This is a genomic window from Streptomyces sp. NBC_00086 (genome assembly GCF_026343255.1).
Lineage (GTDB): Bacteria > Actinomycetota > Actinomycetes > Streptomycetales > Streptomycetaceae > Streptomyces.
Genome location: NZ_JAPELZ010000001.1, coordinates 494,490 through 507,890, shown reverse-complemented (window position 1 = coordinate 507,890; position 13,401 = coordinate 494,490). Strand labels below are relative to the sequence as shown.

General features: G+C 74.0%; 10 protein-coding genes. 4 read left to right on the top strand and 6 right to left on the bottom strand.

Annotation, left to right across the window (positions count from 1 at the left end; all coding sequences use genetic code 11):
* The first annotated feature begins 39 nt into the window (after positions 1 to 39).
* Together OG276_RS02205 and OG276_RS02200 are read left to right on the top strand one after the other, a co-directional pair.
* Entirely contained in the window at positions 40 to 1,689 is a 1,650-nt protein-coding gene (locus tag OG276_RS02205; protein ID WP_266902136.1) for a hypothetical protein, read from the top strand.
* Positions 1,690 to 1,711: 22 nt separating this feature from the next.
* The gene (locus OG276_RS02200; protein ID WP_266902134.1) at positions 1,712 to 2,137 is read left to right on the top strand and encodes a tetratricopeptide repeat protein; all 426 of its coding nucleotides are present in this window, start codon (positions 1,712 to 1,714) and stop codon (positions 2,135 to 2,137) included.
* Between the two features lie 16 nt (positions 2,138 to 2,153).
* On the opposite strand, the gene OG276_RS02195 is transcribed toward OG276_RS02200, so the two are convergent.
* Positions 2,154 to 2,954 (bottom strand): IclR family transcriptional regulator, encoded by an 801-nt coding sequence (locus OG276_RS02195; RefSeq protein ID WP_266902132.1) that lies wholly within the window; start codon positions 2,952 to 2,954, stop codon positions 2,154 to 2,156.
* An 88-nt stretch (positions 2,955 to 3,042) separates the two neighbouring features.
* Here OG276_RS02195 and OG276_RS02190 point away from each other — a divergent pair, with 88 nt between their 5' ends.
* A complete protein-coding gene (locus OG276_RS02190; RefSeq protein WP_266902130.1) occupies positions 3,043 to 3,687 on the top strand; it encodes a bifunctional 4-hydroxy-2-oxoglutarate aldolase/2-dehydro-3-deoxy-phosphogluconate aldolase in 645 nt (214 codons plus the stop codon).
* Positions 3,684 to 4,739: a PfkB family carbohydrate kinase gene (locus tag OG276_RS02185; RefSeq protein WP_266902128.1), complete on the top strand. Its 1,056-nt coding sequence runs from the start codon at positions 3,684 to 3,686 to the stop codon at positions 4,737 to 4,739. Before OG276_RS02190 ends, OG276_RS02185 begins: the two co-directional genes overlap by 4 nt.
* Before the next feature lie 63 nt (positions 4,740 to 4,802).
* Here OG276_RS02185 and OG276_RS02180 read toward each other — a convergent pair whose 3' ends face one another.
* The 5 genes from OG276_RS02180 to OG276_RS02160 all read right to left on the bottom strand — a co-directional run bounded on the left by OG276_RS02180 (position 4,803) and on the right by OG276_RS02160 (position 13,132).
* Entirely contained in the window at positions 4,803 to 5,687 is an 885-nt protein-coding gene (locus OG276_RS02180) for an aldo/keto reductase (protein ID WP_266902126.1), read from the bottom strand.
* Positions 5,684 to 6,874 (bottom strand): serpin family protein, encoded by a 1,191-nt coding sequence (locus OG276_RS02175; protein ID WP_266902124.1) that lies wholly within the window; start codon positions 6,872 to 6,874, stop codon positions 5,684 to 5,686. The genes OG276_RS02180 and OG276_RS02175 overlap by 4 nt, the downstream gene beginning before the upstream one ends.
* 43 nt (positions 6,875 to 6,917) lie before the next feature.
* Positions 6,918 to 8,168, bottom strand: coding sequence for a serpin family protein (locus OG276_RS02170; RefSeq protein WP_266902122.1), 1,251 nt, complete (start codon positions 8,166 to 8,168; stop codon positions 6,918 to 6,920).
* 82 nt (positions 8,169 to 8,250) lie between these two features.
* Positions 8,251 to 9,579 carry a glycoside hydrolase family 18 protein gene (locus tag OG276_RS02165; RefSeq protein ID WP_266902120.1) on the bottom strand — a complete coding sequence of 443 codons (1,329 nt, stop codon included), beginning with the start codon at positions 9,577 to 9,579 and terminating at the stop codon, positions 8,251 to 8,253.
* A 229-nt stretch (positions 9,580 to 9,808) separates the two neighbouring features.
* Entirely contained in the window at positions 9,809 to 13,132 is a 3,324-nt protein-coding gene (locus OG276_RS02160; RefSeq protein WP_266902118.1) for a S8 family peptidase, read from the bottom strand.
* Between the last annotated feature and the right edge of the window lie 269 nt (positions 13,133 to 13,401).

Sequence of the window (13,401 nt, the reverse complement as noted above, 5' to 3'; positions counted from 1 at the left end):
GCCGGATACCTCGGTTCGGTAGGGCTCGGAGCAGGCGCGGTGGCGTTGGCGACGGTGTGGACCTCGGGGCCCTGGGCCGCCGGGATCGGCGCGGCCGTCACCACGCTGTCCGGACTGGCCGCCGAGCGGATGCGGCCTCCCGGGGAGGGCGCCGACCCCCGGGCCGCGGGGGAGCTGCTGCGCACGGCGGCGGGCCGGATCCCGCTGCTGCGCCAGGTGGACCGCCCCGAACTGGCCGGAGCCCACCCGGCCGAGGCGCCCGCGGCCCCGCCCGCCTACATCAGGCGCGACGCCGAACCGGGGCTGCGCGCCGCCCTGGAGCGGAGCCGCTTCGTCCTCGTGGTCGGGGAGTCCACGGCGGGCAAGACCCGGCTCGCCTACGAGGTGGCCCGCAGCCTTTACCCCCGGCATGCCTTCGTCCGCCCGCTCTCCCGCGCCGCGCTGCCGGAGGCGCTGCGCATCGCCGGGCGGCGGCGCCGCGCCGTGCTCTGGCTCGACGACTTGGAGGACCACCTCGGCGCGGGCGGCCTCGGCGCCGCACAACTGGCCTCCCTGGAGCGGGCCGTGGTGATCGCGACGATGCGGGTCCAGGAGTACCGGCGCTACGACGCCCGCGAGGAGAGCCGGCTCACCGGATCCGACCGGGACGCCTGGCGGGCCCAGCGCGACCTGCTCCACCAGGCGGCCGTCATCAGGCTGCCCCGGCACTGGTCCAGGGCGGAGCGCGGCCGGGCCGCCGCCCACCAGGGCGATCCGCGCATCGGGGCCGCGCTGCGCGCGGGCGAGCGGTTCGGGGTCGCCGAGGTGCTGGCGGCCGGTCCGGAGCTGCTGGCGGCCTGGGAGAACGCCTGGGCCCCGGGGGCCAATCCGCGCGGCGCCGCCGTGGTCGCGGCGGCGGTGGACTGCCGCCGGGCCGGACTGCGCCGCCCGGTGAGCCGGGCCTGGCTGCGCGAGCTGCACGCCCCCTACCTGGCGGCCCGGGGCGGCGGGGACCTGCAGCCCGAGCCGTTCGCGGAGGCCATGGACTGGGCCTGCACGGCCGCCTACGCCACGAGCGGGCTGCTCATCGGCAACTTCGGCGCCGGATTCACCGCGTTCGACTACCTGTTGAACGCGCCGGGCAACGGTCCGGTGCCCGACCATCTGTGGCGCGGACTGCTGCCCCTGGTGGAGCCCGCCGACGCCTACGACATGGGGCTCGTCGCCCATCAGGACGGCCGTCTCGCGCGGGCCGTCGAAGCCCTCGGCCTCGCCTTCCGCGGCGGGGTCCCCGGCGCCGAACTTCCACTGGCCATCGCCGTCGGAGACTCCGGGAAGCCGCGCCGGGCCGCGGCCGATCTCGCCGGGATCGCCCGCAGGCGCGCCGACCGGCTCGGGCCGAGGCACCCCGACACCCTGGCGGCGCGGCATCAACGAGCTTTCTTCGTAGGGGAGTCCGGTGACCATCTGGCCGCCGCGGCCCAGTTCGCGGAACTGCTCGCGGACGTGGCGGAGGTCCTGGGGCCGGACCACCCGGACACCCTGGCGGCCCGTCACCAGCTGGCCTACTTCACCGGAGAGGGCGGTGATCCCCGCGCGGCCGGCCGGCCAGTTGGAGGTGCTCCTGACCGACCGCTTACGGGTCCAAGGCGCCGGCCATCCGCAGGTGCTGGCGACCCGGCGCAGCCTGATCTGGTTCCGGCCGTGTGAACCGGCTCACGCAAAAGCCGAGTTGGAGAGACTGCTGGCCGAAGCCGAAGCCGCCGAGGGGATCGGGCCCGACGATCCGCACACGCTCGCCATCCGGGGAAGCCTTGCCGCGCTGGCGTCCCGCGCCGGGCGCACCGCGGAGGCGGCCGAGGCCTGGGCGGAACTCACCGCCGACCGGACCCGGGTCCTCGGCGAGGACCACCCGCACGTGTTCTACTCCCGCCTGGAATGGGCCCGCGCCCTGCTCGCCCGGGACCGGGCCCCCGAGGCGGCCGCGCTGCTGGCGGGCGCCCTGGCGCGGGCCGAGTCCGTCCTGGAACCGGGCCACCGCCACCTGCGGACGGCCCGGGAGCTGCTGACCCGGACCGCCGGCCGGGACCCTGCCGCCGGCCGGGACCCTGCCGCCGACCGGCCGGAGGGTTCGCGGCGCGCGCACGGCCCCGGCTGACGGCGCCCCCGGCGGGCTACAGCAGCGGCGCCAGTGCCCGGGTGGCCGCGAGCAGGGCGGGTGCGTAGGCCTCGATCTCCGTGCGGGAGACCAGGAAGGTCACGGTCGTGACGCTGACGCCGCCGATCGGACGGCCGCGGGCGTCGAGGATCGCGGCGCCGATGCAGCGGATGGTCGCCTCGTTCTCCTCGTCGTCCAGGGCGAACCCCCGTGTCCGTACGGCCTCCAGCTCCGCCTCCAGGGCCTGTGGCGTCGTGAGCGTGTGGGGCGTCCGGCGCGGCAGCCCGGCCGCCGCGACCAGCTCGCGGGCTTCTGCGGCGGGCAGCCGGGCCAGGATGCTCTTGCCGATCGCGGTCGTGTGCAGGGGCATCCGCATGCCGACCCGCGAGGCGGTCCGGAAGGGCTGCTCGCTCTCCAGCTTCCGGATGTAGGTGATGGTCTCCCCGCTGTGCAGGGCGAGGTGGACCGCCTGCCCGGTGGCCTCCTGCAGCTCCCGCAGAATCCGCTCGATGCTGGCCGGCTCCCCGCCGGTGACCAGGGCGGACAGCCCGCGCAGCCGGGGGCCCACGCCGTAGCGGCTCTCGCCCTCGGAGCGTACGAAGCCCTGCTCGATCAGCGAGGCCAGGATGCGGAAGGTGCTCGACTTCGGCACGGCCGCCGCGGCCATGACGTCGGTGAGCCGGTGCGGGCCGCCGGGCGCGGCCACGGCCTCCAGGATCCGCATCGACTTCTCCAGGGCCGTACCCGCGGCGGAGGTCCGGCCGCCGCGGGCGCCGCTTTCGGCCCCGGCGTTCCCGGGCCTGTCGTCCGTAGGCAAGGGATCTCCATGGGTGGGTATGGTCTGCACCAGAAGTGTGCCGTTACACGATACCAAGTTCCACTACGTGGAACAAATGGAGGGTTCCTTGTCCTGTCATCCGTACGCGGTCATCACCGCGCAGCGACTGCTGCCGGTCCTGCGCAGCGCCGACGCGGACGAGGCCGTCCGCCACACCACCGCCCTGCTCGCGGCCGGCTGCCGCGCCGTCGAACTCACCACCTCCACCCCCGGCTGGGCCGAGGCGGTGGCCCGCACCGTGCCGCTCGCCGACGCGCAGGGGCGGCCCGCCCTCATCGGGGTCGGCACCGTCACCACCGCCCCGGCCGCGCGGACCGCACTCGACGCGGGCGCCGCCTTCCTCATCTCCCCGTATCCGGCCCCCGAGGTCCGCGAGGTCGCCCGGGAGCGCGGGGCCCCCTTCATCGAAGGCGGCTTCACCCCCGGCGAGATCGCCTCCGCCGTCCGGTCCGGCGGCGCGGCGAAGGTGTTCCCCGCCCATGTGGGCGGCCCGCAGTTCATCCGCTCCCTCAAGGCCGTCCTCCCCGACGCCGTGATCATCCCGACCGGCGGCATCAAGCCCGGCGAGGTCCGCGACTGGCTCGCCGCCGGGGCCGCCGCCGTCGGGATAGGCGGCGGCCTGCCCGCCGACCCGGGCGAACTGGCCGCCGTCTTCGCCGACCTCGCCCAGCCCTGCTGCGGCGACTGCGCGGGCACGGAGCGGCGACGGTGACCGGGGCCGTGACCGGGGCCGGAACCGGAACCGGGAACGTGAGCCGGAGCCCGTCCGTCCCCGTCCCGCAGGGGTACGACGTCCTCGTCCTCGGCGAGGTCCTCGTCGAGATCCACGCCGAGACCGCCCTGCGGGACGCCGCCGACGGCACACCCGCCCGCGTCTCCTTCTCCGGGGACGCCCTCAACGCCGCTGCCGCCGCCGTCGCCGCCGGAGCCCGCACCGCCCTGCTCGCGGTCGTCGGCGAGGACGAGCTGAGCGTCCCGCTGCTGGCCCGTGCCGCCGAACTCGGCGTGGACGTCTCCCACGTACGCCGCTCCCCGCGCCCGAACGGCGCCTACCTGCTCTGCGCCGACACCGAGGGCGACCGCGAGTTCGTGTACTGGCGCACCGGCAGCGCCGGTTCCACCCTCTCGGTGGAACACGTCGAGTCCTGGCGGGAGTTGCTGACGGACTGCACCGCCCTCATCACCAGCGGCATCACCGGCGCGCTGTCGCCGAGCAGCCGCGAAGCCGTCCTGCTCGCCGCCGAGACCGTGCACGAAGCCGGCGGACACCTCTCCTACGACCCCAACTTCCGCTCCCGGCTGACCAGTCGGGGCGAGGCACGCACCCTCCTGGCCCGCATCGCCCCGCTGGCCGGGCTGCTGAAGACCTCCTGCCCGGCTGACGCGCTGGCCATGGTCGACACCGACGACCCGGCCGAGGCCGCCGCCCGCTACCGGGCCCTGGGCGCCCGCAGCGTCGTGGTCACCGCGGGCGCCGACCGGCTGCTGCTGGACGACGGCACGGAGGCGGCGTACCTGCCCGTCCCGGTCAACCCCGACCCGGTCGACGCGACCGGCGCCGGGGACTGCTTCACCGGCACCGCCACCGCCCGGCTCGCGCTGGGCGACACCCTCGGGGACGCCGTCGCCTACGCGATGGCGGCGGCCTCCCTCTCCGTGTCCGGCCGCGGCGGCACCGGACACGTCCCCGCCTTCGCCGAAACGGCCGCCCTCGCGGCCGCGCACCGCGAAGACATCCTCAGGACAGGTCGGGTGACGACGTGATGCCGCAGTCGGGGACCGGGGACCGGGGACTGGGGACAGGGGGCGCCACCGGCACGCCACCGCCTACGCTTCTGCGAGCAGGGCGGTGTCCTCGGCCGACAGTCGCAGCGCGCCGGCGGCGACGTTCTCGGTGAGGTGGTCCGGGTTGCCGGTGCCCGGGATGGCGAGGACGTGCGCGCCCCGGCTCAGGGTCCACGCCAGGCGGAGCTGGGCCGGGGACACGCCGTGGGCCCGCGCGAGGTCGCGTACCGCCGGGCCCTCCTCGGTGACCCCTCCGGCCTCCTTGCCCGCGCCCGCGATCGCGAAGAAGGGGACGAAGGCGATGCCCTGCTCGCCGCACGCGTCGAGGAAGGCGTGCTCCTCGGCCGGCGAACCGATCCCGTAGGCGTTCTGCACGCAGACCACGGGCGCGATGGCCCTCGCCTCGGCGAGGTGGTCCGGCCGCACGTTGGACACGCCCAGGTGCCGGATCAGCCCGGCCGTGCGCAGCTCGGCGAGGGCGCCGAAGTGCTCGGCGATCGAACCGGTCTCCGCCTGGCGCGGGACGCGCAGGTTGACCACGTCCAGGTGGTCGCGGCCGAGCTGGCGCAGGTTCTCCTCCACCTGCCCGCGCAGTTGCCCGGGCGTGGCCCACCACCAGTCGCCGGCGGTGTCGCGGCCCGGCCCGACCTTGGTGGTGATGACCAGCTCGTCGGCGTACGGGGCGAGGGCCCGGTTGATGAGCTCGTTGGCGGAGCGGGTCGCGGAGAAGTAGAAGGCGGCCGTGTCGATGTGGTTGACCCCCAGCTCGACAGCGCGCCTCAGCACCCCGGTCACCCGGTCCCGGTCGCTGGGGGAGCCGTCGGCGAGGTGCGTGAGCCGCATCGCGCCGAAGCCGATGCGGCGGACGGGAAGGTCGCCGAGGAGCCAGGTGCCGGAGTCGGCCGCGTTGATCTTGTCGGAAGTCATCGAGGGAGGATAGCGGGGTCGGTGACCCAGCCCGCAAACAGCACGAGACCGGACTCCCGGTCGAGGGCGAGGAAGCCGAAGGGCCGGTCCACCTCGAACTCGGCCTGCCGGACCCGGTGCGACCTGACCCTCGCGGCCCCGCGGGGCAAGGCGACGGCGGTGACGGCCGCGGCCTCGAACCCCTCCGCGTGGAAGCGGGCCACGGCCGACTGGCGGGCCGAGCCGACGGCGAGCGGGACGGAGGAGATGCCGGGGAAGTGGCCGGGGCCCGCGGCCGCGGAGGTGAGCCCGAACAGCTCGGAGTGGAGCAGCAGATCGTGCTCGGCGCGGATCTCGAAGGCCACCGTGGTGATCCGGACCAGGGGTTCGGGGCCGGTCGAGTCCACCGTGCGGAGCGACAGCCCGGGGCCCGCGGCGCCGTCGGGAAGCTCCCTCGCGGTCGAGGAGGCCAGCGCGCCCGTGACCTCGGCGATCCCGGCGGCCAGGACGTCACCCGGAGCGGCCCCGGGCTCGCCGAGCAGCAGGTGCACGTCCGTGCCGTGGGCACCGGGTACGCGGAGCAGGGTGACCGGGCCGGCGGGCCCCCGGGCCACCCGGAGCCGCTCGGGGAAGGTGTGGGTGACGGCCAGCCCGCGCAGGCGGCGCCCGTTCCACGGGCCGTGGGGCGGCTGAACCTGCCGCTCGGCGAAGGGCTTCTCCCAGGTCAGGCACAGGGCGAGTGCGGAGGCGAGGACCAGGTCGACGTGCGGGCCGACCTCCACCGGCATCTGCTCGACGAGGCCGCCGGTGCGTTCGGCGGCCCAGGCGTCCAGGGCCTTGCGGTCGGTGTCCTCGTCGCCGGTCAGGACCGACCGGGTCCCGGCCGGGAGCCGGTCCGACCACGCCGTCTCCAGCGGGAGGTCCCGCCGCGCCCACACGCCGGTGGCCGCGCGCAGGCCTCGTACGCCCTCCAGCGCGGTCAGCAGCTCCCGGGCGGCGCGGGCCGCCGTATCGGCGGGTATGCCGAGCGCCTGCTCCAGTTCGGTGCGGGCCGGGCCGTCGGCGCCGTCCGCGAGCAGGGCCAGCAGCGGCCAGAGCCCGGCCGCCGTGAACACCGTGCCTTCGGGCCGGTCCGCGGACTGCGCCGACCATCGTGCCGCCCACCGTGCCGTCAGGCGGTTGACCGCCCCCACCGTCGAGTTGTCCATGGAACGGAGCGTACGGGCAAGGGCCGGGCGGGCAGGAAGCGACTCAATCCCACTCCTCGGCATCCAGCTTCGCCCAGGCCTCCGCTTCCTCCGCCGCGTGGTCCCCCTCCTCGTGGAGGACGGGGTCCGCCACCCAGCCCGCGGCGAGCACCAGGCGGGAGGTCCGGTGGACGGCGAGGAAGCCGAAGGGGCGGTGGAAGGCGACCTGGGCCCGTCGGACTCGGTACTTGAAGCGCGGAATGCCGGCGCCGACCATGCCGATCGAGGTCACGGCCGCAGCCTCGAATCCCTCCGCGTGGAAGCGCGCCACCGCCGACTGCCGGGCCGAACCGACGGCCAGCGGCTCGCTGCTGACGCCCGGAAAGTGTCCCGTCCGCGTGTCCGAGGCGCTCGCCAGCCCGAACAGCCCGGCGGGGGCGAGGAGATCGTGCTCCGCCTGCACCTCGAAGGCCACCGTCTCGATGTTCAGCCAGGGTTCGCGGTCGACGGAGGGCACCTGGTCGATGTGCAGGCCGGGCCCGGGGTTCCCCTCGGGGAGCAGGCTCGCACCCGTGGACGGGATCGCCCGGGTGACGGCCGCGATACCGGCCTGGAGGGTGTGGCCCGGTGTGGCCTGAGGCTCGCCCAGGACGAGGTGGACGTCCACGCCGCCGTCGCCCACCACCTCCAGCAGGGTCACCGGCCCCGTCGGCGCGTGAGCCACGCTGACCCGGTCCAGCAGGGTCGTACGGCGGCTGAGCCCCTGTACGACCCCTACGGCGCCCTCGGCCCAAGGGCCTTCGTCGATATAGGTCGGCCAGGAATTGAAGGGCTGGATCCACCGCAGGCGCAGCGCCAGTGCCGAGGCGAGCACGAGGAGGGTGTCCCGGTCGACCTCGACCGGCATCCTCTCGATGAGGCCGCCGGTGCGTTCGGCTGCCCAGGTGTCCAGGGCCTTGCGGTCGGTGTCCTCGTCGCCGGTCAGCGTGGACCGGGTCCCGGCGGGGAGCCCGGCCGCCCAGGCCTCTTCCAGTGGGAGGTCCCGACTGGTCCACAGGCCGGTGGCGGAGCTCAGGCCGCGTACGCCGTCCAGGCCGGTCAGCAGCTCCCGGGCGGCGCCGGCCGCCGTGTCGGCGGGTATGCCGAGGGCCTCGGCCAGTTCGGTGCGGGCCGGGCCGTCGGCGCCGTCCGCGAGGAGGGCCAGCAGCGGCCAGACCCCGGCGGCCGTGAACACCGTGCCCGTGCCGTCCGCCGCCGCGTGTCCGGCCCAGCGGGAGGTGAGCGCGTTGACCGCCCGTACCGTTTTCGTCTTCATGCGGGGGAGCGTAAGGGTTGGGGCGCCGCCGGGCCGGGTCGTTTTCCTCGGCCCGGCGGCGCTGTTCGGGGGGCGCGGGCCGTCAGTGGCGGCGCAGGCCCTCGTCGACCGCCGTCATCAGCTCACCGTCGGCCGTGTCCGCGTCCAGGGACCAGAACATCGCGCCGCCGAGGCCTTCTTCGCGGATGTACCGGGTCTTGGTGCGCAGCACCTGCGGGTCGTCGTACGTCCACAGGGTGGTGCCGTCGAAGAGCCAGGCGCTGCCGTTGCGGCGATCCCGGTGGAGCTTGTAAGTACCGGACGCCGCAAGCTGCTTGAGCTCCTTGTAGTCCGCGTACCCGTTGGCCCAGGCGGCCGGCGCCGGGCCCGTCGCGGGCTGGCCCATGCCGTCCCCGCCGCCGCTGACGCCGGTCCAGCCCTGCCCGTAGAACGGCATGCCCATCACGAGCTTGTGCGCGGGCGCGCCGCGCCGCTCCCAGGCGTCCACGGTGCCGTCGACGCTGAAGTCGTTCCGCGCGTACAGCGCGGACTGCTGGGCGGTGGTCGCCTCACCGGAGACGTGGAAGTCGTAGCCCTGGAGGGTCACGAAGTCGAGGTCGCGCATGATCCGCCGGACGTCGAAGCCCGCGTCGATCTTGGCGGGGGCGGTCGGGACGAAGGCGGACAGCTCGTACTTCGCCTTCCGCTTCTGGCTGCGGGCGTAGTCGTCGAGCTGGGTGCGGAACTCGTGCACCAGCGCGGTGAAGTTCTTCTTGTCCTCGGGGCGGAAGGTGGTGTCGGTGTCGCCCGAGGAGCCCGGCCACTCCCAGTCGAGGTCGATGCCGTCGAAGAGGCCGGCGGCCGAACCCGCGCCGCCCCGGCTGCCGTCCTGCGGGAGGTTGCCCTTGATGTACAGGTCGATGCAGGAGGATACGAGGGCCTTGCGCGAGGCAGGGGTGAGCGCGGCGTCCGAGAAGTGCGTGGACCAGCTCCAACCGCCCAGGGAGATCAGGACCTTGAGGTTCGGGTTCTTGGCCTTGAGCTCGCGGAGCTGGTTGAAGTTGCCGGCGAGCGGCTGCACCCAGTCGTCGGCGACGCCGTCCACCGAGTTCTCGGCGTCCAGCGGGCGGACGTAGTCGGCCCAGGCGTCGGCCTCACCGGGGACGTTGCCGGTGAAGCACTTGCCGTCCGCGCTGATGTTGCCGAAGGCGTAGTTGATGTGCGTGAGCTTGCTCGCGCTGCCGTTCTTCTCCAGGTCCTGGACCTGGAAGTCCCGTCCGTAGACGCCCCATTGGGTGAAGTAGCCGACCTTCTTGTACGAGCGGCCGTGCCCGGAGCCGGCTTGGCCGGCGTCGTGGGCGGGGGCGAAGGCGGTCAGCAGGGAGAGGGAGCAGGCGGCGACGGCCAGCCTGCCGAGCGTGCTGCGGCGCATGGGCTTCCTTTGCGGATGCGGTGAGTGGTGCCGGGGCGCGTGCGCTGTGCATGCGGAAACTATTGGTCTGGACCACAGTGGGTCAAGGGGGCGGGGCGAAACGGGGTGGGCGAACACGGGTGGGCCAACACGAGTGGGCCCCGCCGTTGGCAGGGCCCACCCGTGTTCTCCACGGTCACGTCACGTCAGGTCGGACGGACGGACGGACAGACGGACCGGTTCGGTCACCTCACGGCACGAGCCGGTAGGCGTTCGTGATCGTCTCGCGCACGGTGTTGCCCGCCTTGTCCTTCAAGTCCACCTGGAAGGAAACGGACTTGGCCGTCGCCGGGTGCTGGACGTTCACCGAGCGGGCCCCGCCCGCGTCGGTGGTCACCGTGAGGAGCTTCCAGGTCTTGCCCTCGTCGAAGGAGACCCGGACGGTCAGTGCGGCGACCTGCCCGGCCCCCGCGGCCGGCCCGCCCAGGTGCAGCGGAACCTTCAGATCGGCTCCCACCCGGGCCGTCCCGCGCAGGCTCAGCGTCGGGGCGAACCGCACCGTGGACAGCGGCAGTCGGACCGACTCGTCCCCGGTCGGCCGGGCCGAGGTGAAGGTCCAGGCCGCGGCCACCTTCGTGCTGGTCGTGGTGTCCAGCGGGGAGCGGCTCGCCTCCGCGCTCAGCCGGTAGACCGCCGAGCCGGCCGGAACGTCCGCGTTCACCTGGCCGCCGTCCGACCCCTCGGCGATGACCTTGCCGCCGGACTCCAGCCGGGTGAAGCCCCTGGTGACGACCGAGCCGCCCACGTGTCCGCTGCCGTCGTTGAACAGCCGGAGATCGGCGTAGATGTTGTCGCCGGTCCGCCGCCCGCCGGGCGCCTCCTGTCCCTCGTCCTCCATGCTGGGTCCCACCACGCCGAAGTTGAACTTCACGGCGCTGCTGCCGCCCGGCCTGTAGCTGGTGAGGCCTACGTCGTAGCCCATGCGCGTGTCACCCTGGGCATCGAGCTGGTACGCGTTCCAGGTCCAGCGGACCCCGACGGCGCTGACGTACTGGATGCCGGACAACGGCAGGTCCTGCTCGATGGGGTCGCGCATGCCGAAGGCGGACGTGCCGGTCACGTCGTAGGGATTCATCCAGATCAGGCCCTTCGCCCCGGTGACGGACGCCGCGAAGCCGAGTTTCAGCTCGGCGACCTCGGCCCGGGTGACGGTCTTGGTGAAGCCCGTGAACCAGCTGCCCGTGCGGTTGAAGGCGAGCCGGTAGTCGACGTTCTTGCCGGCCGCACCGGGGTTCTTCCACAGCCCGTTGAACTGCGCCTGCAGACCGGCGCTCGCCGCGCCGAGCGCCGCGGTGCGGACCTGTGTCTGCCCGTCGAAGTTCCAGGAACTGCCCACCCGCGCGTTCGGATCGGAGTACCCGATGGTGCCGCCGACCAGCCGGGCCGCCGGATCCGGAGCGGTGACGGCCAACGGCTTGGCCTGCCGGGCGTCGAGGGCGATCGTGGTCTTCGCGGTCACCTTCACGACCGGCTGGACGAAGACGGCCATGCGGCCGTCCGGGCCGAAGACGACGCTCTCCAGCTGGTAGTCACCCCGGGGAATCCGCTTCACGACGGTCCCGCTCGCCGAGAAGGGGAACTTGATGCGTCCCGGCATCTCCCGGTCGATCTTGGTGAACATGCTGGAGTAACCCGTCGGAGCCGCGCCGTCGACATCGGTGTGCCGCAGGACGACGTCGTACGCCTCCGCCTCGCGGACCACCACCAGGCCGGTGCGCACCGACTGGCCGCCGCCGGCGGCCAGTACGCTGCCGCCGTACGTGCCGTCGGCCGTGCCCTTGCGGGTGTCGACGGTGACGGTGGTGGTCGCGGTGCCACGGGCGGGGACGGTGAGCTGGGCGTCCTTGAGGGTGAACATGCCCGCCGGGGCCGGGCCGCCGCCCGGGCCTGTCGTGGTCGCGCTCAGCTTGAGGGTGACGGGGGTGGTGCCGTAGTTGCGGTAGGTGAGGAGCTTGCCGACCGGCTTGTCGTCGCCGTGCGGCCAGAGCTGCGTACCGAAGTCGACCGAGTCGGGAGTGGAGACGACGACGGCCGTGGCGGCCCGTGCCAGGTCGACCCGGCCGGAGCCCTGTTCGGAGGCGTTGAGGGCCGGGTCGGGCCGGGCGGATCCGGTGAGCAGCGCCTTGATCTGGGCTCCGCCCCAGGTGGGGTGCTGCTGGAGCGCCAGGGCGGCGGCGCCCGTGACGTGCGGGGCGGCCATCGAGGTGCCCGACAGGGCGGTGTAGCTCTTGCCGTCGGGGTTCCAGGCGTGCGTGCTCAGGGCGGCGGTGATGTCGACGCCCGGAGCGGTGATGTCCGGCTTGGAGACTCCGTCGGCCGTCGGGCCGCGGCTGGAGAAGTCCGCGATCAGGTTCTGCTTGTCGACCGCGCCGACCGTGAGCGCCGCGGGGGAGCTTCCGGGCGAGGCGATGGTTCCGGGCAGATCGCCGCTGTTGCCCGCGCTGATGACGAAGAGGGCCTTGGGAGAGAGGCGGGCGACCGCCGCCTCCTTCGGGTCGACGCCGGGGAAGTCCTGCCCGCCGAGGCTCATGTTGACGACCTTCGCGCCCTGGTCGACGGCCCATTGCATCCCGCTGATGATGCCCGAGTCGACCCCCCAGCCGTCGTCGTTGATGACCTTGCCGTCCAGGATCCGCGCCCCGGGCGCCACGCCCTTGTAGCGGCCCCCCGACTGGGCGCCGGTCCCGGCGACGGTGGAGGCCACGTGGGTGCCGTGCCCGTTGCGGTCGAGGGAGTCGGGAGCGTCGCTGAAGTTCTTCTCGGCGATCTCGATGCCCTTGAGGTCCGGGTGGGCCTGGTCGACGCCCGTGTCCAGGACCGCGACCTTGACGCCCGTGCCGGTGTACCCGGCCTTCCACATGACGGGTGCGCCGATCTGCGGCACGCTCGTGTCGAGGGAGGTGCGGACCTTGCCGTCCAGCCACACGCGGGCGATGGGCGTGGTGGGAGTGGCTCCCTGCGCACGGGCGTCCGTACCGGCGGTGACCGCCGACCACAGGGCCGAGGCCTCGGACTTGGAAACGTCGAAGGCCTCGCCGTCCACGGAGGGCAGCGGACGGCGCTCGCGCGCGATGCGTGCGAACGGGTCACCGGTCGCGAAGGCACCCACCGTGGCGCCGTCCTTCCGGTAGGCGACGATCAGCGGCAGTGCGCCGCGGTGCGCGTCGTCGTACCCGTCCCTGGCCAGCTGGGCGACGTCGAACAGCCGCTGGTCCAGGACCCCGTCGTCGACCAGGCGCAGGGCGTCCACCGGAATGACGTACGTGTGCCCGGACTCGCGCCGGACCGAGAAGGTGGTCTTCTCGCGGCCGGCACCCTGGGTGATCCGGACGACGGCGCCGTCGCCGCCGACGACCACGCGGTCACCGGTGATCAGCGTCACCGTGGCCTCCGTCGACGGTTTCGCGCCGGCCTTCGCGGCGGCCTTCGTGCCCTGGTCCGAGTCCTGGTGCGTGCCCTGTGCCGTGGAGTTCGCGGCCAGTGCCGGCTGGGCGCCGGCCGCGGCCGTTCCCATGATCAGCGTCCCGGCCACAGCGGCTGTGAGCGCCGCTGTTCCCGCCCTTGTCCTGGATGCCACCCGTTTCCCCCAATTCGGAATGCGCGCCAGCGCGTTCGCCGGTATCACGCACCCGGAACGGCATTCGGTTCTCCACGGCCACAAGAGGGAGGGTGCGTTCCGCGGGGACGCACCCCAGGGGGTGATCGGAGGGGGGGGCGCCGGCGTCCTCCGGGGGCGCGTCGCGAAGGCAACCGTCCACGGCGCAATACGTTTCGTCTCAAGGT

Excerpts from the sequence above, each read along its gene's own strand:
- OG276_RS02165 (WP_266902120.1), bottom strand. The coding sequence starts at position 9,579 with ATGCGCCGCAGCACGCTCGGCAGGCTGGCCGTCGCCGCCTGCTCCCTC.
- OG276_RS02160 (WP_266902118.1), bottom strand. The coding sequence starts at position 13,132 with ATGGGAACGGCCGCGGCCGGCGCCCAGCCGGCACTGGCCGCGAACTCC.
- OG276_RS02180 (WP_266902126.1), bottom strand. The coding sequence starts at position 5,687 with ATGACTTCCGACAAGATCAACGCGGCCGACTCCGGCACCTGGCTCCTC.
- OG276_RS02170 (WP_266902122.1), bottom strand. The coding sequence starts at position 8,168 with ATGAAGACGAAAACGGTACGGGCGGTCAACGCGCTCACCTCCCGCTGG.
- OG276_RS02175 (WP_266902124.1), bottom strand. The coding sequence starts at position 6,874 with ATGGACAACTCGACGGTGGGGGCGGTCAACCGCCTGACGGCACGGTGG.